The 22,559-nt window shown below is 40.9% G+C and carries 27 protein-coding genes and 1 rRNA gene; 1 reads left to right on the top strand and 27 read right to left on the bottom strand.

Features of this window, described 5'->3' with window-relative positions; genetic code table 11:
- Positions 1–3 precede the first annotated feature (3 nt).
- The 13 genes from glmU to metG form a co-directional block, all read right to left on the bottom strand.
- A complete protein-coding gene (gene glmU, locus C6Y03_RS18305; RefSeq protein WP_034665711.1) occupies positions 4–1,374 on the bottom strand; it encodes a bifunctional UDP-N-acetylglucosamine diphosphorylase/glucosamine-1-phosphate N-acetyltransferase GlmU in 1,371 nt (456 codons plus the stop codon).
- 199 nt (positions 1,375–1,573) lie between these two features.
- Positions 1,574–1,870 (bottom strand): septation regulator SpoVG, encoded by a 297-nt coding sequence (gene spoVG, locus C6Y03_RS18300; protein ID WP_034324487.1) that lies wholly within the window; start codon positions 1,868–1,870, stop codon positions 1,574–1,576.
- 225 nt (positions 1,871–2,095) lie between these two features.
- Positions 2,096–2,473 (bottom strand): 2-iminobutanoate/2-iminopropanoate deaminase, encoded by a 378-nt coding sequence (ridA, locus tag C6Y03_RS18295; RefSeq protein ID WP_034665708.1) that lies wholly within the window; start codon positions 2,471–2,473, stop codon positions 2,096–2,098.
- A gap of 38 nt (positions 2,474–2,511) precedes the next feature.
- The gene (gene purR, locus C6Y03_RS18290) at positions 2,512–3,345 is read right to left on the bottom strand and encodes a pur operon repressor (RefSeq protein ID WP_034665706.1); all 834 of its coding nucleotides are present in this window, start codon (positions 3,343–3,345) and stop codon (positions 2,512–2,514) included.
- Positions 3,346–3,400: 55 nt separating this feature from the next.
- On the bottom strand, positions 3,401–4,270 hold the full coding sequence (ispE, locus tag C6Y03_RS18285; RefSeq protein WP_034665703.1) for a 4-(cytidine 5'-diphospho)-2-C-methyl-D-erythritol kinase: 870 nt from the start codon (positions 4,268–4,270) through the stop codon (positions 3,401–3,403).
- Between the two features lie 146 nt (positions 4,271–4,416).
- A complete protein-coding gene (locus C6Y03_RS18280) occupies positions 4,417–4,602 on the bottom strand; it encodes a small, acid-soluble spore protein, alpha/beta type (RefSeq protein WP_012008653.1) in 186 nt (61 codons plus the stop codon).
- 163 nt (positions 4,603–4,765) lie between these two features.
- On the bottom strand, positions 4,766–5,023 hold the full coding sequence (gene veg, locus C6Y03_RS18275; protein ID WP_003217979.1) for a biofilm formation stimulator Veg: 258 nt from the start codon (positions 5,021–5,023) through the stop codon (positions 4,766–4,768).
- A gap of 204 nt (positions 5,024–5,227) precedes the next feature.
- Positions 5,228–6,121 (bottom strand): sporulation peptidase YabG, encoded by an 894-nt coding sequence (yabG, locus tag C6Y03_RS18270; RefSeq protein WP_106039738.1) that lies wholly within the window; start codon positions 6,119–6,121, stop codon positions 5,228–5,230.
- 135 nt (positions 6,122–6,256) lie between these two features.
- Positions 6,257–7,135 carry a 16S rRNA (adenine(1518)-N(6)/adenine(1519)-N(6))-dimethyltransferase RsmA gene (rsmA, locus tag C6Y03_RS18265; RefSeq protein WP_060595351.1) on the bottom strand — a complete coding sequence of 293 codons (879 nt, stop codon included), beginning with the start codon at positions 7,133–7,135 and terminating at the stop codon, positions 6,257–6,259.
- The gene (gene rnmV / locus C6Y03_RS18260; RefSeq protein ID WP_060595350.1) at positions 7,128–7,688 is read right to left on the bottom strand and encodes a ribonuclease M5; all 561 of its coding nucleotides are present in this window, start codon (positions 7,686–7,688) and stop codon (positions 7,128–7,130) included. The genes rsmA and rnmV overlap by 8 nt, the downstream gene beginning before the upstream one ends.
- A gap of 160 nt (positions 7,689–7,848) precedes the next feature.
- Positions 7,849–9,051 (bottom strand): G5 and 3D domain-containing protein, encoded by a 1,203-nt coding sequence (locus tag C6Y03_RS18255; protein ID WP_106039737.1) that lies wholly within the window; start codon positions 9,049–9,051, stop codon positions 7,849–7,851.
- Between the two features lie 244 nt (positions 9,052–9,295).
- A complete protein-coding gene (locus tag C6Y03_RS18250; protein WP_034665688.1) occupies positions 9,296–10,063 on the bottom strand; it encodes a TatD family hydrolase in 768 nt (255 codons plus the stop codon).
- Between the two features lie 82 nt (positions 10,064–10,145).
- Positions 10,146–12,143: a methionine--tRNA ligase gene (gene metG, locus C6Y03_RS18245; RefSeq protein WP_034665685.1), complete on the bottom strand. Its 1,998-nt coding sequence runs from the start codon at positions 12,141–12,143 to the stop codon at positions 10,146–10,148.
- A gap of 520 nt (positions 12,144–12,663) precedes the next feature.
- Here metG and abrB point away from each other — a divergent pair.
- A complete protein-coding gene (gene abrB, locus C6Y03_RS18240; protein ID WP_087975202.1) occupies positions 12,664–12,954 on the top strand; it encodes a transition state genes transcriptional regulator AbrB in 291 nt (96 codons plus the stop codon).
- Between the two features lie 45 nt (positions 12,955–12,999).
- Here abrB and rsmI read toward each other — a convergent pair whose 3' ends face one another.
- The 14 genes from rsmI to rrf all read right to left on the bottom strand — a co-directional run bounded on the left by rsmI (position 13,000) and on the right by rrf (position 22,420).
- Positions 13,000–13,878, bottom strand: a complete 879-nt coding sequence (gene rsmI, locus C6Y03_RS18235; RefSeq protein ID WP_106039736.1) for a 16S rRNA (cytidine(1402)-2'-O)-methyltransferase — start codon at positions 13,876–13,878, stop codon at positions 13,000–13,002.
- Positions 13,856–14,152, bottom strand: coding sequence for a GIY-YIG nuclease family protein (locus C6Y03_RS18230; RefSeq protein WP_003217970.1), 297 nt, complete (start codon positions 14,150–14,152; stop codon positions 13,856–13,858). The genes rsmI and C6Y03_RS18230 overlap by 23 nt, the downstream gene beginning before the upstream one ends.
- Positions 14,139–14,882, bottom strand: a complete 744-nt coding sequence (locus C6Y03_RS18225; protein WP_106039735.1) for a tRNA1(Val) (adenine(37)-N6)-methyltransferase — start codon at positions 14,880–14,882, stop codon at positions 14,139–14,141. Before C6Y03_RS18225 ends, C6Y03_RS18230 begins: the two co-directional genes overlap by 14 nt.
- A 55-nt stretch (positions 14,883–14,937) precedes the next feature.
- Positions 14,938–15,291: a DNA replication initiation control protein YabA gene (yabA, locus tag C6Y03_RS18220; RefSeq protein WP_003217957.1), complete on the bottom strand. Its 354-nt coding sequence runs from the start codon at positions 15,289–15,291 to the stop codon at positions 14,938–14,940.
- Positions 15,292–15,305: 14 nt separating this feature from the next.
- On the bottom strand, positions 15,306–16,133 hold the full coding sequence (gene ricT / locus C6Y03_RS18215) for a competence/sporulation regulator complex protein RicT (protein WP_106039734.1): 828 nt from the start codon (positions 16,131–16,133) through the stop codon (positions 15,306–15,308).
- A gap of 2 nt (positions 16,134–16,135) precedes the next feature.
- Positions 16,136–17,125 carry a DNA polymerase III subunit delta' gene (gene holB / locus C6Y03_RS18210; RefSeq protein WP_106037503.1) on the bottom strand — a complete coding sequence of 330 codons (990 nt, stop codon included), beginning with the start codon at positions 17,123–17,125 and terminating at the stop codon, positions 16,136–16,138.
- An 11-nt stretch (positions 17,126–17,136) separates the two neighbouring features.
- Positions 17,137–17,577, bottom strand: a complete 441-nt coding sequence (locus tag C6Y03_RS18205) for a YaaR family protein (protein ID WP_034665673.1) — start codon at positions 17,575–17,577, stop codon at positions 17,137–17,139.
- Positions 17,578–17,589: 12 nt separating this feature from the next.
- The gene (locus C6Y03_RS18200) at positions 17,590–17,919 is read right to left on the bottom strand and encodes a cyclic-di-AMP receptor (RefSeq protein ID WP_024425625.1); all 330 of its coding nucleotides are present in this window, start codon (positions 17,917–17,919) and stop codon (positions 17,590–17,592) included.
- 79 nt (positions 17,920–17,998) lie between these two features.
- Complete coding sequence (gene tmk, locus C6Y03_RS18195; protein ID WP_034665671.1) at positions 17,999–18,637, bottom strand: dTMP kinase; 639 nt, start codon at positions 18,635–18,637, stop codon at positions 17,999–18,001.
- Positions 18,634–20,043 carry an aminotransferase class I/II-fold pyridoxal phosphate-dependent enzyme gene (locus tag C6Y03_RS18190; protein WP_106039733.1) on the bottom strand — a complete coding sequence of 470 codons (1,410 nt, stop codon included), beginning with the start codon at positions 20,041–20,043 and terminating at the stop codon, positions 18,634–18,636. Before C6Y03_RS18190 ends, tmk begins: the two co-directional genes overlap by 4 nt.
- A gap of 77 nt (positions 20,044–20,120) precedes the next feature.
- A complete protein-coding gene (locus tag C6Y03_RS18185; protein WP_106039732.1) occupies positions 20,121–21,179 on the bottom strand; it encodes a toxic anion resistance protein in 1,059 nt (352 codons plus the stop codon).
- A 19-nt stretch (positions 21,180–21,198) separates the two neighbouring features.
- The gene (locus C6Y03_RS18180; protein WP_106039731.1) at positions 21,199–21,813 is read right to left on the bottom strand and encodes a 5-bromo-4-chloroindolyl phosphate hydrolysis family protein; all 615 of its coding nucleotides are present in this window, start codon (positions 21,811–21,813) and stop codon (positions 21,199–21,201) included.
- A gap of 128 nt (positions 21,814–21,941) precedes the next feature.
- Entirely contained in the window at positions 21,942–22,133 is a 192-nt protein-coding gene (locus tag C6Y03_RS18175) for a sigma factor G inhibitor Gin (protein ID WP_003217973.1), read from the bottom strand.
- A 171-nt stretch (positions 22,134–22,304) separates the two neighbouring features.
- A 5S ribosomal RNA gene (gene rrf, locus C6Y03_RS18170) occupies positions 22,305–22,420 on the bottom strand.
- Positions 22,421–22,559 lie beyond the last annotated feature (139 nt).

Raw genomic sequence — 22,559 nt, 5'->3', positions numbered from 1 at the left:
GGATTATTTTTTATGAATATTTTTCACATAATCTTCTTTATTGACTTGTCTTGCTCTAGCAATAGACAATGCATCCTGCGGTACATCTTCTGTAACCGTTGAACCAGCTGCAACATATGCCCCTTTTCCGACAGTGACTGGTGCTACGAGATTTGAATTACAGCCAATAAAAGCGCCATCTTCAATCTTCGTTAAGAATTTGTTCTTCCCATCATAGTTGACTGTAATAGATCCACAGCCAAGGTTTACATCAGTTCCGACCTCTGCATCTCCAATATAGCTTAGATGAGATGCTTTGCTGCGGTCACCGAAAACCGTTTTCTTGATTTCGACAAAATTGCCGATCTTCACTTCATCGCCAATTTTCGACAACGGGCGAATATGAGCAAACGGCCCAATTGTCACATCGACTCCAACCTCACTATCGCAGACGACAGATTGCTTAATCACTGTGCGATCTCCGACGATGCTGTCAACAATTTCAGTGTTTGGCCCAATAGTAGCGTCTGCACCGATTTTTACATTCCCTTTGATGACCGTCCCAGGATAAATGATTGTATCTTCACCGATGACAGCATCTGGTGAAATATACGTGTTCTCAGGATCAATCAAGGTCACACCATTCTTCATATGCTGATGATTAATACGTCGCTTCATGAATTGCTCTGCTTGTGATAGAGCGATACGATCATTGACTCCAAGTGTTTCTTCAAAATGCGGTGTTTGATATGCTGCAACCGTTTGCCCTTCATTCTTTAAAATTTCAATGACGTCTGGCAAATAGTATTCACCCTGTGCATTTTCATTCGATACTTGCTCAATCACACGGAAGAGATCTTCATTTGAAAAACAATAGGTCCCTGTATTAATTTCATTCACTTGACGTTCCGCATCATTCGCATCTTTATGCTCCACAATTTTCACGACAGCACCGGTTTCGTCACGAATAATACGACCATAACCTGTCGGGTCATCCGCATGTGCAGTTAAAATAGTGACTTTCGCTTGATGTTTTTGATGCTCACTCAACATAGCTTCCATTGTTTCCGCTGTCAATAATGGCGTATCACCACAAATGACAATGGTTGTTCCCTTTTCCTGCGCAAGGAACGACTTTGCTTGTTTGACGGCATGTGCTGTTCCCAGCTGTTCTTCTTGAAGTGCATACTCACTTCTGTCTCCAAGCTGCTCTTTGACGTTCTCTGCTCCATGACCGACGATCGTCACTAGCTTGGCTAAAGAAAGCTTTAACGCTTCATCTGCCACATGCTCGACCATTGGCTTTCCGCAAACTGGATGAAGTACTTTGTATAGCTTTGACTTCATTCTCGTTCCTTTTCCCGCTGCTAAAATCACTGCGAACCGCTTATCCATTGATTGGCCTCCAATATCCCTATTATCCATAGAAAAATATATCCTAAATAAGGACTGATTTCAAGGATACAAGAGGAAGTGCAATAATTTTCTAATGGATGAAAGACATAAGAAACAAGAGAAAAAACGCAAAAAAGACAGCATTTAAAAGAAAACATTCCATTTTCTCTTAAAGCTGTCTTTTTGGATTCACATATGATTAAGAAGCTCCAGCTTCTTCATATTCAATTGTTTCTTCCTCTTCGCCTAAGCGATGATATTCATTTAATACAGCATCTTGGATTTTACCCCGAGTACCTGAATTAATTGGGTGTGCAATATCGCGAAACTCTCCATCAGGCGTGCGTTTGCTAGGCATTGCCACAAACAACCCATTGTTTCCATCAATCACACGAATATCATGAACAACAAATTCGTGGTCCAGCGTGATGGATGCAATCGCCCTCATGCGACCATCGGTATTCACGCGGCGTAATCTTACGTCAGTAACTTCCACAGTAGTTCACCACCTTTTCCCAATATAAAAGCATTACTTAGGTATTCAACGATTGTGGTGATTCTCCTGCTCTTTTTTTAAACTTTTTTTGAAATATCGGGATATTTATACATTATTTGTCATTTTGGTGACGACGCTTACATTCTTTGCGTGAAAAAAAGACATCATGATGATGTCTTTTCCTGCATATGATGAAACCAAACGGCTTTCGTTGAGACTGCCTGTTTATTTTACTAATGCAATTACTTCAATTTCTACGAGTGCATCCTTAGGAAGTCTTGCTACTTCCACACATGAACGAGCTGGCTTATGTGTATGGAAATACTCACCGTACACTTCATTTACTTCTGCGAATTGTTCCATATCTTTGATAAAAACTGTTGCTTTCACGACTGTCTCAAAGGAAGCACCTGCTGCTTCAAGTACGGCCTTAAGATTACGGAACACTTGATGTGTTTGTTCTTTAATATCTCCATTTACAAAGTCTCCAGCTGGCGTTAATGGAATCTGCCCTGAGCTGTAAAACATGTTATTGACAATAATCCCTTGAGAGTAAGGTCCAATGGCTGCTGGTGCATGTTTGGTTTGAACAACTTTTGTCATATCAATCTCTCCCATTCAACTACATGTTTGATCAAAGCTTAAGCTTTCGAATGAAAAAACTCGTGGAAATTGCCTTCATTGATCTCAATGATCTTCTGCTTCATATCAATGGTTGAAAGCTTTAAAAGCGATACATATTCATCAACGAGACGTTCATTTACGCCTTCATCTTCTAAAAGAACACCGATCCCTGCAACATTTGCATTAAATTCCTCAAGCAAATTCATCATGCCGTTAATGGTTCCGCCCGCTTTCATAAAGTCATCAATGATTAGGACATTGGATCCTTTATCTAAACTCCGCTTTGCAAGTGACATGGTTTGAATTCGGTTAGACGAACCTGACGCGTAGTTAATACTTACAGTTGATCCTTCGGTTACCTTATTATCTTTTCTAACGATCACAACAGGCACATTTAAATAACCCGCAACAGAATAGGCAATTGGAATACCCTTTGTCGCAACGGTCATGACGACATCAATCGCACGGTCTGCAAAGATGGTCGCAAACAGCTTACCGATTTTCGCAAGAATTGATGGATTCCCTAAAACATCGGTTAAATATAAATAACCGCCAGGAAGTACACGTTCAGGAGTCGATAGAGCCTCTCCGATATCGTTTACTACGTCGTCTGCTTCTTTTAGGTGAATCTTTGGAATATATTTCACTCCGCCAGCAGCACCAGGTACAGTAAGCAATGTGCCTATTCCCTGCTGTTCGAAGGTCTGTTTGATAATCGTTAAGTCTTCACTAATGGAGGACTTCGCAGATTGATATCTTTCTGCAAAAAAAGTTAACGGTACTAGTACGTGCGGGTGGGCTAACAAATAATTTGTTAAGTCCACCAATCTGCCGCTTCGACGAAACTTCATGAACTTACCCCCAGAACCCGAATAATTTATGATAAATATAACTTAATATACGGATTTAATCAAGGGCATTTTGTTCGCCGATCATGCGGACAGCGTATACTTGATCACAAAATCCTCTCAGTCCGTTATATATTCTTTGTACCTTCGATTCATATTGAATCAAGCCAAATACTGTAGGGCCGCTTCCACTCATTAAAACAGCGTCAGCACCGAAACGCTTCATCTGTCTTTTGATCATATCTACTTCTGGGTACATCTTTAATGTCACAGACTCTAGAACGTTGCCGAGTGAGCCGCACATCTCTTTATAATCTTTCGCTTCAATCGCTTCAATCATACGCTTTACATTTGGGTGTTCTACTTTGCTTGCGTCATATTGTCTATAGACTTCAGCTGTAGATACCCCAATCACCGGCTTCGCTAAAATCACCCAGCAATGCGGCGGTGTCGCAATATGCTTCAGCTTTTCTCCACGTCCTGTCGCTAGTGCTGTGCCTCCGTGTACACAAAAAGACACATCTGAGCCGATCTCCGCTCCAAGATCAGCTAGTTCATCTAACGTGAGGTTTAATTTCCACAAACGATTTAAGCCGCGAAGAGCTGCTGCCGCATCACTGCTGCCCCCAGCTAAACCTGCTGCGACTGGAATTGCTTTTGTGATGACAATTGATACACCTTTTTGAATACCGAACCTTGTTTTGAGTAATTTAGCCGCCTGATAAGCCAAATTACGCTGATCATCTGGCACGAATCGATTATGAGATGATACACGGATTTCATCCTTGTCCAGCTCCGTCAGCTCTAGTCGATCTGCAAGGTCTATTGTTGTCATCACCATCTCCACTTCATGATATCCATCCGGTCTTTTTCCATGAACATCAAGTGAGAGATTAATTTTTGCCGGTGCTTTTTCTAAAATACGCAAACATTTCACCTACTTCTCCATCTAAACATAAGTATCAATATTGTATCACATTTGATGGATCTGATGAATATAGGCTTTTACGCCGAGCACACTGACTTTTTCATCAAAAAAAGCCAGAGACACCCGAGGTATCCCTGACCGTTTTTCTATCGTTGATTCTCATCCTGAGCCATGTGCTGTTGAGCTAATTCAATGGCACGTTTGACCATATTACCTGCGTCACGCGCACGAATCTCTCCCCAGCCTCCATTTTTGACGGTATCATAAAATCCAAGATCCTTCGCCAGCTCGTATTTGAACTCATCTGACATAATGCCTCGGCGTCTACCCAAACGAAACAGCCCCTTTAGTCGAGAATTCGAATCAGTGCCACTGCTTTTGTGGCTTTCTTATTTTGTATCGATTCCTTCCTTTTACCCCTTTCAAAAAATGGACAGACTCCCATTCAGAAAAAAAGGCAAAACAAAAAGCAGTAAACAAGAAGTTCACTGCCCATTAATAGGCGACTGAGCTAGCGGTATCATCGAACGTTAATTCGACCGTCTCAGTCAGTATATCTGCATAACTATAAGAAACTCTTTCAAACGAATTCTCATCTTGATCTAATTGAATCACAAATACAGAAGGGTACGTTTCAGCTAAAATGCCCGAACGCTCAATTGTTTTACGGCGGCCCCCGTTAGCCTTTAACGTCAAACGTTTACCTAAGTTACCATCAAGCGATCTTTTGATGTCGGACAAAGTCTTCGCCATTGCATCCACCTCACTGAGATAATTATACAACAACGGCCCGTTTTTGTCAAATAAAAATTAAATTATATCAACGAACACGAGCCATTGTCAACAAAATAATTTTGACAAACTTCTACCTTTTCTTCTCCCTATTTTTCTCAAATTCCGGTGAATTATGTATCCTTTTGCAATTTCTTTTTGAACATAAAAAAAACCAGACTGAAATCAGTCGGGTTGTGTCGATTCATGGTCTCTTTTATATGGCATACCTACCCTTAGAACGCCCTTCGTCTCGATGCCTCCGAGGCCTTTTTCTCTTGTTAATGTATTTCGGAGCACATCCCACACGTTGATTCGATCTACAAATGGAGTGAAGCTGATCTTCGCAACGATATAGACGGGGTCGAGCGCATGGATATTCACACGGGAAGGCGAACTCGCAAAATTGGCACCTGCTTGGATCAATGATTCGAAATGAGATTGACAGGCACCTGCAAAGATCACAAGCTGATCTAAATGAGGAATTTTCCGTCTTGCTTTTTGAACCGTTTCAACGAAATGACGAGAATGGCGATAGGCACTGATATCATGTACGCCGCCCTTTTGCTTGGAATACGCATCATGTCCTGTGATAACCAAGATATCTGGTCGATATTGATCAATTAACGAGTCAATCATGCTTGGCATTTTCTTCTCATGGCAATGCACACCGTACACAGGTACACCAATTCGTTCATATACATCCAAGCATTTCTTTAAGTATGAAGCATCTCCATCTAAATGAAGGACCTTTCCAGGCATGTGAAAATACTGCTCCTGATGCTGATATTGTCCAGAAGTATAATACTCTTGTTTTTCCCGCAGCAGCTGATAATCCTGTCTAAGTAAGTCAAGCGATTCATTGATTTTTCGTTCGTCATTTTTCTCTCTAGTCAGCTGTTCCTCTTTTTGAACCTTGACGAGATCTGACAACTTGGCATCAGCAATCAGCCTCACTTCATTCCCATGCAATATGGCGGTAGCTTCGTGCTGATCGGTCTCATCAATTCGAATGATTCGAAACAAAATATCCATTTGATAGGATGCCCTTGTCACCATATCTCCTATTTGAAATTGCATGCTTTTCACTCCACAATCAGGCTCATATCCTGTTGGTATCGTCTTACGCTAAAATATGTTCTTCTTTCATGTGTGCTGTTCTTTCTAGCCTATGCCCGAACGAACAAAGTGGTGAAAAACAAAAGAAAAAAGCCCTTAAGACAGAGCTTTTTGTAAAACGTTCGACAAACAGGCAAATTCCTCAATGGATAATGACTCACCGCGGCGCTTTCCATCAATGTCTGCTGTTTGAAGTGCTTCTTCGATGATGGCTTTATGTTTTTTTCCATCAGGTAAATTGTTCATGAGATTATTCATCAATGTTTTTCGGCGCTGACCAAAGCTCGCACGGATCAATTGAAAGAAAAACGCATCATTTTCTACTGAGACAGCAGGCGTTTCACGAACGGTTAGTTTAATCACAGCCGAATCCACATTAGGCTGTGGAACAAAAACCGTTTTAGGCACAACCATTACTGTTTTCGCTTCCGTATAGTATTGAACTGCGATAGACAGCGAATTGTATTCCTTTGATGAAGGGACTGCTGCCATACGATCTGCTACTTCTTTTTGCAGCATGACGACAATCCCTTTCAATGGAAGGTTTTCTTCAAGCAGCTTCATAATAATCGGTGTCGTCACGTAATATGGAAGGTTGGCGACAACCATCACTTCTTTACAGTCAGCAAAATTTTCCTCGATGACCTTCCTCACATCCGCCTTTAATACGTCTTGATGAATGATCGTGACATTATCATATGGAGAGAGTGTATCGTTTAAAATGGGCAATAAACGCTGATCGATTTCAAAAGCGGTGACTTTCTTTGCACGCTTAGCGAGCTGCTCGGTCAATGCACCGATACCAGGCCCAATCTCAATCACGCCGGTCTCATCCGTCACCTCTGCGTGATCGACAATACGATCGAGTATATTTGTATCAATTAAAAAGTTCTGCCCTAAGCTCTTTTTAAAAGAGAAACCGTATTTCTTCAGTATTTCCTTCGTTCTGATGGGTGTCGCAATATCTTTATTCATCGGCTTCCTCCTGCATGACGGTCTTTAAGGCCGCAATAAAATCATGTTTGGTTATTTGGAACATGTGAAGGCGCTTTTGCAGCTGCTTCGCATTGGTATATCCTATATTTAAAAGCATACCTAGTCGTTCGCGGCGGCGTTTCGATGCTTCTCCTCCGATAAGGCCTGCGTCAAATAAGTCATCTAATGTAATGTCACTTTCCGATTCTTCCATTTCCTCATGGACATGGGCTAGGCATTCTCGAATACTGTCCAAGGAAGCATGCTCGACACCAATTCCTTTGTCCCGCTTCGCCTTCGCAAGATGTTTTGGCAAAAATGCGTGCTTACAGCCAGGAACCGCTTCTGCGATGGTTTTCCGGATCTTCTCACCAGGGAAATCAGGATCAGTTAAAATAATGACCCCTCTCGTCTCCTGAGCAAGACGCACTTGTTGAATAACTGTATCACCAATAGCTGATCCGTTTGTTTCGATCGTATCTGCATCAACTGCCATCTTCACTCTGGCAGTGTCATCACGACCTTCCACCACAATGATTTCTTTGATTTTCATGTATTCCTCCGCTTGCAAAAACAATAAACAATTTTTGGTTAAAAAATGAAACCTTTCATGCTGTTTTTGCGTCTAATTAATTAGAAAACAGTGCTTCTATTATAACCAAAAAAACAGAGGGTGCGCAAAGCCCTCTGTTCATATAAATGATTTGATGTGTTTATTTGAGTACTCTAATTTTCACTCGTTTATTTCCCCATTGATAAGCTACCGACTTATTTGGGACGAACACATCGATTTTATTCCCTTTTATAGCAGATCCAGTGTCTGATGCAACGGCATATCCATAGCCTTCCACATACACTTTAGAGCCTAGCGGAATGACACTCGGATCTACTGCTATAACCTTTGCACCCGGATTTGCTTTTAAATCAAAGCCTGTTGACGTTCTGCCCGTACATCCAGCACAGCTCGCTGTATAGGCTGTCGACGCCACATAAAATTCTTTTCCAGACGAGTCATTGCTTCTTGAAACGGCAGGTGTCGCTTTAGGCTCTTTATTGGACACTTGTGTACCAATAGCCACTAAACGATCCTTGCTATCTTTTTCAGTCACTTCTTTAATCAATTCTTTAGACACCACTTTGCCGTTTTCTTTCACAATGGCATAGTGCTTCTTCAATTTACCTTCTTCACCTTTTTTAAGCACCTTCTCTTTTCCTTTTTCAAGAGAACGATCCTTTTTATGTTTGGTATCAAAAGCAATTTTCTCTTCCACTACATCGGTGACTTTTTCCACCCGAGTGATCTTTATATCTGCGCTCTTTTTAGAAAGGTTACTATGTAACGCAGGCTTGATCTTATCGTGCTTCTTGAGCCTCAGCTCTTGTTGCTTTAAAAAGTCAGCGACCGTAGTCGAAGTGGTCCACACCTTTTTATCTTTTCCTCCATCATTTACGCTGACCTGGAAGGCCTGCTGAACCACAAGATTCATATCCTTTTTAATCTTGTCATTCTTTCCTGGAGTTACTTGATCGTGCTTCCCAATATCTATCTTCTCATTCTTCAATAATGCTCCAACCGTCTGATCTGTTGTCCATATCGTTTTCTCTTTCCCATCTAGGGTCAGATGAACCGGTATAGCCGCATCATACACAATGTTCATGTTGTCTTCAATTTTTGTATTTAGACTTGGAGAGATATGATCCTCCGCCCTGGTCTTTATTCCAAGGTCTGAAAGCAGCTGTGCTACTGTCTCTTCATGTGTACGAATTGTCTTCTCTTTACCATTGATTGAAATGGTAATAGACTGCTTAGTGAGCTCATGCGCACCGTAAGCCGTCCCCGTTCCAGCTAAAAGCAAGCAAACAACTAGTAATAAAACCTTGCCTTTTCCTAGCTTAACAGAAAACAGATTTTTCATTTTTTGTACGATGAAAAACGCCTCCTTCTCCTCGGAGAGATTATATAGAGTATCTCAAAACCTGTCAACCCTTCCTCCCACTGTACAAAAATGCTCGATTGTAACCCTATTATGGGAGATTGATGGAAGGAAGGGAAGAAAGACTTATCGACAACTTATCCTATGAGGAGGCGCAAACGTGTAGAACATTTTCGTTATGTTTCACAATTGGACAAGCTTAAACAAGGATTGACATCATATACTGTCAGTTTATACCGAAAACTTTTTTCGCATTTTTTGTGGTCAATTCAGCAAGCTCTTCAAAGCTTGTTTCTCGTAACTCCGCGATCTGTTCTGCGATATATTTCACATAACTTGGCTCGTTACGTTTCCCTCTAAATGGCGCTGGCGTTAAGTAAGGGCAGTCTGTTTCAATTAAAAGCCGGTCACTTGGTATGTCCTTGACAACTTCCTTCGGTTTTTTGGCATTTTTAAATGTCACGGGTCCACCGAATGAAATATAAAAGTTCATATCCATACACGCTTTTGCGATTTCTAGGCTGCCCGTAAAGCAATGCATAATCCCTCCAACATCAGCCGCTCCCTCTTCCTTTAAGATCGTCACGACATCTTCCGTTGCGTCACGATTATGAATAATGATTGGAAGATTCACTTCCTTCGCAAGAGCAATTTGACGTCTAAAGACTTCCTTTTGTACATCTTTTGGCGACTTGTCCCAATAGTAATCCAGACCCATTTCTCCAATCGCAACGACTTTTTCATGTTGAGATAATTCTTTGATCCACAGCAAATCCTCATCTGTCATATCAATGGCATCGACTGGATGCCAGCCAATGGCTGCATAGATGAAATCATACTCTTCAATTAATTCCATTGCTCTCGTAATTGTCGGGCGGTCAAACCCTACCACCACGATTTTTTCGACTTTTTCACTTTTCGCTCTTTCGATCACCTGCTCTAAGTCTTCATTATATTGTTCAGCATTTAAATGGGCATGTGTATCAAATAACATCGTTGATTGCTCCTTTCGACAATTCTTCTAAAAAACAAAAGGTGTTCGACGAAATGTTACACGTGGAACACCTTTTGTTGATTTATAAAATTTTTGTTCCATTTGCTAGAGATCGATCTACTTCAAGAACCTGCAATTTCCCATCAGTTTCTCCAGTTAAAATCATTCCCTGGGAAATTTCCCCTCTGAGTTTGACTGGTGTGAGATTCGCTACGCAAACGAGCTTTTTCCCTACTAATTCCTCAGGTTGATAATGCTTGGCAATCCCTGAAACAATTTGTCTTTTTTCAAATCCAAAATCAAGCTGAAGCTTTAAGAGACGATCCGCTTTTTTCACTGGGGCTGCTTCCAGTACCTGTGCTACTCGAAGATCAACTTTTGAGAAATCATCAAATGCAATTTCTGCTCCAAGCTCAGGTAATTCCGTTTCTTCTATTTCAACTTTCTCTTCTTCCTTTGGTGCACTTCCCTGCATTTTCTCTTTAATATACGCTACTTCTTCTTCAACCTCTAAACGAGGGAACAAAGGCTCTCCTTTTTGTACCGTCGCTTGTTGAATGGCACCAAAAGATAGAATGCTATCCCAGCTTTTAAGCTTCTCTTCTTCAATGCCAAGCTGGAAGAAGATTTTCTCAGGTGTTTTCGTTAGGAATGGCGTTAAGAGCACCGCTGTGATGCGCAGTGATTCTGCTAAATGATACATGACAGAATGCAGCTCTTTTCGTTTTGTTTCATCCTTTGCCAGCACCCATGGAGCTGTCTGGTCAATATATTTATTGGTTCTGCTGATTAATGTCCAAACATTTGAAAGAGCCACCGAGAATTCAAGGTTTTCCATCGCTTCTTCATAGGCTTTGACTGTTTGCTCAGCTACCGCTTTAAGTTCCTCATCAAACTCATTAACTGGACCCTTATAGCTGCTTAATGTACCGTCAAAATATTTTTGTACCATCGCAACTGTACGGTTAAGCAAGTTACCTAAATCATTGGCAAGGTCATAGTTTACACGTTCCACGAATCCTTCTGGTGTAAACACACCATCCGCACCAAATGGTACTTCACGAAGGAGGTAATAACGAAGGGCATCAAGGCCATAGCGATCAATTAATGTGACGGGATCTACTACGTTCCCTTTTGATTTAGACATCTTACCATCTTTCATCAGCAGCCAGCCGTGTGCGAAAATTTGTTTCGGTAGCGGCAGATCTAGTGCCATCAGCATAATTGGCCAATAAATCGTATGGAAGCGTACAATTTCTTTCCCTACGAGATGCACGTTAGCAGGCCAATATTTTTTATATTTTTCATCCTGATCAGTTCCGTAGCCAATCGCAGTTAAATAGTTGAATAACGCATCAATCCATACATAGATGACGTGTTTTGGATTGTTAGGAACTTTAATTCCCCAATCAAAGGTTGTTCTTGATACAGCCAAATCCTCTAAACCGGGTTTAATGAAGTTATTGATCATTTCATTTTTTCTTGATTCAGGCTGAATGAACGTTGGATTCTTCTCATAATAGTCTAGTAAACGATCCGCGTACTTACTCATACGGAAGAAATATGATTCCTCTTTAATTAATTCGACAGGATGTCCGCTGTCAGGGCTTTTCCCGCCAATGACTTCTCCTTTTTCATTCCGCTCAACATCCACAAGCTGTGTTTCCGTATAGAATGTCTCATCAGGAATACTGTACCAGCCTTCATATTGATCTAAATAAATATCACCTTGATCAAGCAGCTTTTGAAACACTTGCTCAATGATTTTCGTATGTCTTTTTTCTGTTGTACGGATGAAATCATCATTCGAAATGTCGAGTTTCTTCCATAATGATTGAATGTCTGCTACGACCGGATCTAAATACTCGATCGGTGTAATATTTTGTTCTTCAGCTTTTTGCTGAATTTTTTGTCCGTGCTCATCTGTACCCGTTAAATACATCACATCATAGCCTTGAAGACGTTTATAACGAGCCATAGCATCCCCTGCTACTGTCGTATAAGCATGTCCAATATGTAATTTTCCGCTCGGATAGTAAATAGGTGTTGTCAGATAAAACGTTTTTTTCTTTTCCGGCATGTCGGAACCTCCTGCATGTGTGTAAATGTCAAAAACTCCCGCCCAATGGACGAGAGCGGTTATCATCATTACATGAAAATGTGTTAGATCAATTCATTAAATTTTGCACTTGTGCTTTCTCTATGATACCATCTTAGCCTTTAAGATCAAGCATATATACATAGAACAAGATGAAATGATCGAAAAAGATGAGTTTTTCGAAAAAAACGACAAACCTGTCGACATTTTGTCGAATATTGTCGTATGAAATCTATTTCCAGATTTACAATTGTCTAATTTAGGGCAAAAGTCTTGTTAATCTGAACTCGTCATTTCTCATATTTTCATAGAAAAAACCCGAGAAATCCTTATAAATCAATAGTTTCAAGGTCTTTTGACTTTAAGAGTCATATTTTACAAACAATAGTAAACAAAATGATTGACGATTTATGGAAACCTTGTTATGCTATGAATGTAAGGAATTTGTCGAATAATGACGAAGATAATATTATATTAAGAATAAGAACTCTTTGGGAGGAGAATGAAGATGAAATCTACAGGTATTGTACGTAAAGTTGACGAATTAGGACGCGTGGTGATTCCAATCGAACTTCGCCGTACTCTAGGAATCGCTGAAAAAGACGCTTTGGAAATTTATGTTGATGATGAAAAAATTATTCTAAAAAAATATAAACCAAACATGACTTGCCAAGTTACAGGTGAAGTATCAGACGATAACCTTAAACTTGCTAATGGTAAATTAGTTCTTAGCCGTGAAGGTGCAGAGCAAATCATTAACGAAATCCAAAACCAACTTCAATCACAAAAATAAGTTTGATATAAAAAAGGTTCTTGCACCGTTTGCAAGAACCTTTCTTTATTGTTCAATATGATAGGCATCGTATATCATGCGCTTTGGTATACCACGTTCGACGGCTGTACGTTTAATGGCTTCCTTCGACGTTAATCCCTCTTCTATGTAATGGATCACGTGTTCCTTTTCAGATAAGGACTTCCACCAGACATCTTCATTTAGCTCTTCTTCATCTTGATCATTACCTTGTACGACAAGACAGAATTCACCCCGGATTTGATGCTCTGCGGCCCATGTCAGCACAGACTCTAAATCTCCACGAATAAACTCTTCAAATTTTTTCGTTAGTTCTCTCGTAATGGCGATATTCCGGTTGCCCCACACTTCCTTCATCAAAGTCAGCGTTTCTTTTAATCGATGGGGCGCTTCATAGAAAATGATTGTTTCTTGACGCTTCTTCAAAGCTTCGAGCTGTTTTTTCTTTTCCTTTTTTTGTCGGTCAAGAAAACCATAAAAGAAAAATGGCTGAGGTGTAATCCCTGATGCAATGAGTGCTGTAAGTGCAGCATTTGCTCCAGGTAACGGAACGACATAGCCGCCGATATTAGTAAAGTCTCGAACCACTTCAGCACCTGGATCTGAGATCGTCGGTAAACCAGCATCGCTCACGAGTGCGATGTTTTTTCCTTCTTTTAACCATTCGATTAACTTGTGGCCGCTGCTGTCTTTGTTATGCTCATGATAACTCGTTAATGGCGTATCAATTTCATAGACATGACAAAGTTTTTTCGTTTGTCTTGTGTCTTCTGCGGCAATATAGTCTACATCTTTTAATGTTTGTATGGCTCGAAACGTCATATCTTCTAAATTACCAATTGGGGTTGGGACGAGATATAGAATGCCCATATCTGATTGACCATCAAAGCTTTTCTGTGTTTTCATGTGCCGCCTCCTTTTCTATTCGCATTTCTTCTATATAAAGGTCTTTCTTTTTCCGCGTCCACGTTTTAAAACGATATTCTTGCTGCATGGCTTCTCTTTTGGTTGCAAAACATTCATGATAATACAGCTCAACCGGCCGTCTTGCTCTTGTATACTTTGCTCCCTTTCCACTATTGTGGGTCGTCAGTCTTTTTTGTAAATCATTTGTATAACCTGCATATAGGCTGCCGTCTGCACATTTCAATACATAGAAATAATGATTATGCTTCTCCATACAGTATCGTCCTGATTTCCTCTGTATACTCTTGATCATCTCCATAAACAAAAAGAGGCGGGAGGATTTTCAGATCTGGTTTTCCATCTTTTATACCTTCTACTAAGATGGTATTGGCTTCTTTCCCCTGTTTGGGATAAACAAATTGAATTCGTTTTGGCTCAATTCGGTATTTCTTCATCAATTCCACAATCTCAAGCAGCCGACCCGGCCGATGAACCATCGCCAGTTTACCCCCTTGCTTCAGCAGCGTGGAAGAAACGCGAATGACATCTTCTAATGTACAATGGATTTCATGCCGAGCAATTGCCAAGTATTCATTTTCATTGATTTCTTCCTTAGAAGGTGTCTTAAAATATGGCGGATTACATGTGATGACATCTACTTTGTGGTTGCCGTAGCGTGCTGGCATATCATTCAAATCACCATGAATCAATTTAATTTGCTTTTCAAGTTGATTATACGCCACACTTCTTTTTGCCATATCAAACAGCCGTTCTTGAATTTCGACCCCAGTAATGGAGGCCTTAGATCGAGTCGAAAGCAGCAACGGCACAATGCCATTTCCCGTACAAAGATCAATGATCTCTCCTTTTCGGATTGGCACATACGCAAATTTCGCTAATAATACTGCGTCCAATGAAAAGGCGAAAACCGTTTTACTTTGAATAATCTTCATATCTTCGGCGAGCAAGTAATCTAATCGTTCATCTTCTCTTAACGAAACCATGATGTATCCTTTCTTTTCCTGTGAAAAAGGCTTCCGATTCAGCGGAAGCCTTTTCTCATTTTTTATTTAAAAATGACAGACAGAACAAACAGTCTCCCTCTTTACGAATGCTCCCATAATGTACATTACAAATATGGAAGCCCTCCTGATATAACCGAGCCAGGTTATCATGACCTTCTCCTATATCAGAATGACCTGGCTTCTGAGCAGAATCATTCTCTGTCTCAGACGATTTGTCCCGATCAGACTGATCCAGACGTTCACGCAAGTGCTGATTCTCCATCTGCAGCTGATGATTTTCTTCAATCACTTCACCGATATGATTTTTCAAATCACCTAACTGGCGATAAAGAGAACCGATTTGTTCTTCTAAATTGATCACCGTATCAAATAGTTCCTTTTTATCCAAGGTGGCACACCTCGTTACTCAGTTGTTTGTGCAGATACAACGCCTTCTTGTAATAATTCTTCCCAAGTATATTCTATCACTTTTTCTTGCCCGGTTAATTCAAGTTGCAAAATTCGTTCTAAAATGTTGAGCCCTACTACCTTTGCAGAGCCACTAGATGTCTGAATCGTTTCACCAATATCGGGCAATTGTTCTTTCGCTGTTTCATACTCATCATTCTCATATTTCAAGCAGCACATCAAACGGCCGCAAAGCCCTGAAATTTTTGTAGGATTTAGCGACAGGTTTTGGTCTTTTGCCATCTTAATGGATACTGGTTCAAAGTCTCCTAAGAATGTCGAACAGCAAAGCATTCGCCCGCAAGGACCTATGCCGCCCAGCATTTTTGCCTCGTCTCTTACACCAATCTGGCGAAGTTCAATTCTCGTCTTGAAAATTGAAGCAAGATCTTTCACTAGCTCGCGGAAATCTACTCTGCCATCCGCTGTGAAGTAGAAGATGACCTTGTTTCGGTCAAATGTAAATTCAACATCGACCAGCTTCATTTCTAGCCCGTGTTCACTTACCTTCTGAAGACATGTATCAAAGGCTGTCATCGCTGCTTCTTTGTTTTCCTCAACGATGAGCCGGTCTCGTTCGTCTGCTACACGAATCACCTTACGCAGAGGAAGAACGACATCGTGTTCATCTACTTTTTTATTAGCGATGACCACTTGTCCGTACTCAACTCCTCTGACCGTCTCTACAATGACACAACTATCATTTTCTATATGAAATCCATTAGGATCGAAATAATAGATTTTGCCCGCTTTTTTAAAACGAACACCAATTACGTTGTACAAACTTATCCCTCCTGCAACATCAACACCAATTGCTCCATCAGCCCTTGGGCATTCACGTTGGATTGAAGTCTCTTTTTCGCTTCTAATACAGCAAGGATCTGGTTCGTCACCATCTGCTGTGTGGAATGCAGCGCGTGCTGCTTCATTGTCTGGAATAAGTCTTGATAAATGACTTTATCTTCATTTCCTATTTGAATCGACAATACATCACGATATATAAATAAAAGCATATCCAGACCTGTTTCTTGAAGGTCTTTCTCTTTGAAAAAAGGCATCCATTGATCTTGTATATAAAAAAATGCATGTTCTTTTCGCTGGTGTAAGACTTCATACAATTTTATCACTTTCGCTCTAGACTCTGCAAACTGATCATTTCGACTTAATTCGAGTGCTTCTGCTAAATTATTGGTTAAATTCGACAAAAGCCTTGCAAGATGCTGAGATACGCCTTCTTGTAATAGCTGCTGCTCCAAGGATTGCGGCTGCAGCGGCTGAAAGCTAAGCATCTGACATCTTGAAATAATCGTATCCAGCATTTTATGCGATTGCTCAGTGATTAAAATTGCCATCGTTTCCCGGTTAGGCTCCTCTAGGAACTTCAATAAACTGTTCGCGGCATTGACCGTCATTTTGTCCGCATGAAGAATGATATACATTTTTCGGTGAGATTCCACACCTGCTTTTGTAAATTCCTCTTGCAATGCCTGCACTTGCGCTTTCTTAATCGATTGACCATCAGGCTGCACGAGATGTAAATCGGGATGGTTTCCTGACTCAATCCTTTTGCAGTTTTGGCAGGATTCACATGGTTTCACTCCTGCTTTCAAGCAAAAAAAGCTCTTAGCCAAAAGCATCGCAGCATCCAGCTTTCCCGTCCCTTTTTTTCCTTCAAATAAGTAGGCATGCGCAAGTCGGTCTTTATCAATACTATTAAAAATCAGCCGCATGACGCGCGGCTGCAAATCATTCATGTCATCCCAGCTAATTGCCATGTTATCACTCTCTATGTGTAAAGGTTAATCAATAAACCTTTTATTTCTCCAATACGTTCAAGCAAATCAATAGAAGGTTTCTCTTGGTCCATCATATCCTCTGTTAATTCAATCAGCTTTTCATCTAATGCTTTGACTAAAGCGAGTGTACGCGTGTTGCCATAAATGTCAAAGCTCCTTGATGTTTCTATATTGAATCCATTATCGACTGTCTCTTTTACAAAGCGCTTCACAAGCCCTTTAAACCTAGCCAAGTCCTTTAGGTTTCGTGACTTTGTCAGCTTTTTACCGAACACTTCGATATCACTCAGCATGACCGTCAGCTGCTCTAAGCGCATTTTGCCGCTTTGCGTCTCCATCGATGCTTTAAAGGAGGCAGATGTTTGGCTTCCTTTAATGCCTTGGAGTTCACGCTTTTCTAAAAGCAGCCGCATATCTTGATTAATTTTCACAGCAACCCATCCTTAGAATTGATGAAATTGTTCAACTGGCAGAATAAAGACAGTAGCTCCACCAACTTCAACCTCAACAGGGTATGGTACATATGAATCTGCGTTACCACCCATTGGAGATACAGGTGCAATCATTTGATCACGTTTGCGGCAATTTTCTTTTATAAGCTGTAATGCTTTATCCACTCGGACATCATCACAACCAATGATAAAAGTCGTATTCCCAGACTTTAAAAACCCACCAGTTGAAGCTAATTTTGTCACGCCGAAATGATGTTCAGTCAATATTTTCAACAACTTGCTGCTATCTTGGTCCTGTACAACGGCAACAATTAATTTCATTTGATTGGCCTCCTTTGTTTTAGGCACAGGTGACATGCCGATGTCTTCCTCTATATTATAACAACGATTGGGAATGAGGTCATATTTGATTTTTCTTTAATGTGTCCTGAATCACCCGAAGTACTTCTTCATAGACATCCTGTATCGGCTGAGACGCATCTACTACACGGAATCGTTCTGGCGATTGCGCAATAAGCAGTTCATAGCCTTCTCTGACCAACTGGTGGAAATTCAGCGTCTCCATGTCTAATCTGTTTTTTTCTCTTCCTTGATTGGCGTGAATTCGTTTTAACCCTTCTTCAGGTGTAATGGAAAAATAAATGGTCATTTGCGGCATCGTGCCATCAATAGCAAAGTCGTTAATTGATCTGACTTGATCAATTCCAAGCCCTCTCGCATAGCCTTGATAAGCGAGAGAGCTATCAACAAAACGATCACATAAGACTGTGTCTCCGCGCTGCAATGCCGGTTCTACCTTTTCAGCCAAATGCTGCCTTCTCGCTGCTGCATACAGCAATGCCTCTGTTTTCGCATCCATTTTCGTGTTTTTTTCATTTAAAATGACTTCACGAATCTGCTCAGCAATCTCAATGCCTCCCGGCTCACGTGTCGCCATGACTGCATATCCTTGACGTTCCATTTCTTCGTACACTTTTCGAATCACTGTCGTTTTTCCGGCGCCCTCTGGCCCTTCAAACGTAATAAACATACCGCTCATAGTGTCTCCTCTTCTATATAAACATATAATTTTCTCTGATGAATGACCTGACTTGCTTGAACATGAACCTGATGTCTAAGCAAACGGCTTAACGCCTCAATTTGATCTATCTCAATACGCTCTCCCTTAATCATCAAAGGAATACCAGGCGGATAGGGAATAATTGATTCTGCACTCATCCGGCCTGCTGCATGTTCAAATGGGACAGCCTCTATGTCTTGATTTTGCTCATCAGTCTCAATAGATAACGTCTCATTTTGGATATGTTTTTTTCCTTTGATCAATGAATCACTTTGCTTAAGAGCCTGCTCGATCCGCTTGAAAGGAACGTCCTTCCTCTGTTCTAAGCTAAGAATAAGTAAAACCTGATGTTCGTCCGCAAGCTCTGGATGAACATCCACTGATTCAAGCACCCGTTTTAGTTCGTAACCAGTCAGTCCTTTTGTTGATCGAATGACGCATTTTAATGGATCGGAAAGCAGCGAGTCAGGCTCAACCACTTCAAGATGAGTCAGACGGTTGAACTGATCTTTCAGCTCTGTCAGTTCTTTCATGATTACATCCAATGTCCCTTTTCCTTTGATCTCCTCGACATAAGCCCTCGCCACATCTAATGAGGCCATAATTGGATAAGACGGCGAACTGCTTTGAAGCATCGTGAGCAATGTTTTCAAACGCTTCGCATCGATTCGGTCCCCTTGAAGATGAAGATAGGAACCCATCGTCATTGCCGGAAGGGTTTTATGTGCTGATTGTACCACCACGTCCGCTCCATAGGAAAGAGCAGATGGAGGAAATGCGCCGCCTAATACAAAATGCGCGCCATGAGCCTCATCAACCAAAACAACCACACCTGCTTCATGACACATGTGAATCAGCTTTGATAAATCAGCTGCATGTCCATAGTAGTTCGGATAAGTCAAAACGATTGCTCGGCAATTAGGATGTCTTGCTATGGCTTTTCTGACTGTATCATCCGTCACATGTGTTGGAACATGCAAGTGTGGGTCTATCTCAGCGTCTACCAGAATAGGCGTTGCCCCTGCAAGCTCGATCGCATGGAAGACAGACTTATGGCAATTACGCTGGACAAAAATCTCGTCTCCCGTGCGGCATGCCGCCATCACCATCGCCAAATTTCCGACTGTTGTGCCATTTACAAGGAAAAAGCTTTGATCTGAACCATATAGCTTAGTCAATAAATTTTCTGCCTCTTGAATCACACCAGTCGGGTGATGGAGGTCATCTAGACCTTCAAGCTCCGTCACATCCAGCTGAAGGATTGAAGCATAGTGGGACCGTGCCTCATCAAAAAAGACATCTCCATTGTGATGTCCTGGAACGTGAAAAGAATAAGGCTTCTTTTCCGCATGCTGTGCTAATGTTGTATATAAAGGTGTTCTCAAACAAATCGACCCTTTTCACTTTAACGATATCTTAAGTCTATTATAACGTTCAAATAAGTGAACCGAAAGATGGTTTCTCATTCCTTTATTGGATTCGCCAGCTGCTGCTCTGCCTCATACATACTGCTTTTCAATTGAGCTCGCTCTTGGCTTCCATGCTCTTTCACCTGTAACGTTTCCTGTAATGTTTCAGCTAATTGACGTTGGACCTTTTTCAACGTATCTATAGGAGCAAAAGATGCCTCTTCAAGAAGCTGTCCCTGCTGCTTCGATACCTTTTCATATGTTTTTTGGATTCGGTTCTCAAGAGCTGAGTTGGCCCGCTGCTGAATATGCGTTAACGCAATCGACATTTGGTTGATCCATAGTGGAATAGACGCAGAAACAGTTGATTGAATATGATTGGCCAAAGTATGATTCGTATGCTGGATCATCCGAATTTGAGCATTACATTGCAATGCAATTTGCCGGCTTAACAGCAAATCATACTTTCGTTCCTTTAGTCTCTCCACATACTCTTCCTCATTGACTTCTTGACTCATCAATTGCTCCTCTATTGTCCGGTCAACAGAAAGTTGCGTTTCTGAAATAGGCCGCTGCTCTAACGTTGTCATTTTCGCTTCAACTGCTGCGACCTGCAGCGTCATCTCTTGAAAATAAGTTTGATTTTCTTCAAATAAACGCTCTAATAACATATGGTCCGAGATTAATACGCCTCTTGCATAACGAAGTCTTGCTGACAATCTCTCGATCTGTGATTTTGCATGTTGAAAACGCGATATGATCTCCTGAGTAGATCGTTTATCCCGTTGAAACCATTTTAAAAAAATGCCCTGTTTCTTTGGCAGTAAATCCTCAGGCTCCACTACATGCAGCTGCTGCAAAAAGGTATCAAGCACGTCTCCTATTTGATCGATATCTTTTTTCTCAGCATATTTCATCATCTGTTGTGATTGTTCCAATAATTGTTCCTGCACACGTGTACCATAGAAAAGCAGCTTTTGCGGATTGTCAGGGATCTGCTTAGCACGCTGCACGGCTTCTTTTTTCTCCTCATCAGATAAGGTATCAAACACCCGAAACTGAAGATCTGTAGTGGAGGCAGGTGATGGTGTGGCGTGATCTTCCGGTTTCATCGAGTTTGACTCCTTTCATCTATTTCTTCATCATTTTATCTGCTACTTCAAGCTCAATATGAAGAGCTTCTATGTCTCTTCCTAAAACTTGCTGCAAATCATTGGTCAATTGCTTTTGCAGCTCTGTCAATGTCACTCGGGTTTGGCTCAATGTCATTTCCAGCTCATGACTACGATTAGGCTGATTATACAATAGTGCATATTTCTCAGTTAGTTCAACGACAGAATCCAAGCTTTCGAAATAAAAACGCTGTGCATCATAAAATCGATTTGGCTCTTTTTTTGTTATTGTATAGATTCGTCGTGCAAGCCGAAGAACTTCATAATTATGTTTGATCGTTTGTACGTTTTTCACAGTAAATAAAGCTTTTTTTAAACGCACAAGTTTTTGCCCTGCTTCTTTTAAATGCTGTTTGATATATACATAATCACTACGAGACAGTCCGTGTTTCTTTAAAAACAATTGGAAAGCAGCCCATCTGCCCCCTGCAAACATCACAACCCACCCAATCATCGCATACAGTATCGATAATCCAGCATGATGATGGAAAACCCCTATACTGACGGTTAAAATCACAACCGAAAAAAAAGTAGAGAGGATGGCCCATATAAATGTATAAAAAATTGATTTCATGTTCATCGACTCCTATGAATAATCAGGCTCTCTGTTTATCTTATTATGAATTACGGATGATGTCCAAACTAAGTTCCAAAAAACAAGACCAATCCTTTATAGCTCATAAAAAAAGACCATCTAGTGGTCTATGAATACAAAGGCGGCGTATGAAGATTTTTAAGCTTTCTCACATAATCGGAATAGCTAGGATCCGAGGTCGATGTAGAAATTAACTTTCGCTCACAGTCTCGGCACAAAAACTGATGATATAAATAAATTCCCTTTGTCTTTTTCTCTTCACAAATCAAACAAATCGCTTCTCGCTCTTTTTTGCTCATTGTGACACCTCCACTTATAGCTTCAGTATGCCCTAGCGCTTTCAATTGTATACAAAATTAAGAATGTTTTAGATGGTAGTTTAGTATATGTATCCATGTCAGATCGGGTGTTTGTTCCTTTTCTTAAAAAACAAAAAAGACCAGTTCCGTATGGAACTGATCCTTAGAAAAGCTTGGCGGCGTCCTACTCTCACAGGGGGAAACCCCCAACTACCATCGGCGCTGAAGAGCTTAACTTCCGTGTTCGGTATGGGAACGGGTGTGACCTCTTCGCTATCGCCACCAAACCTGATGGAGAGAATGTTCTCTCAAAACTAGATAACAATGTTCAAGCTTCACATTAGAATATAGGTTAAGTCCTCGATCTATTAGTATCTGTCAGCTCCACGTGTCACCACGCTTCCACCTCAGACCTATCAACCTGAT

Origin of the sequence: Bacillus sp. LNXM65 (assembly GCF_002998575.1) — a bacterium.
In the GTDB taxonomy this organism is placed as follows: Bacteria; Bacillota; Bacilli; order Bacillales; family Bacillaceae; genus Bacillus.
The sequence above is the reverse complement of the archived record's forward strand: the minus strand, read 5'-3'. Positions and strand labels throughout refer to the sequence as shown.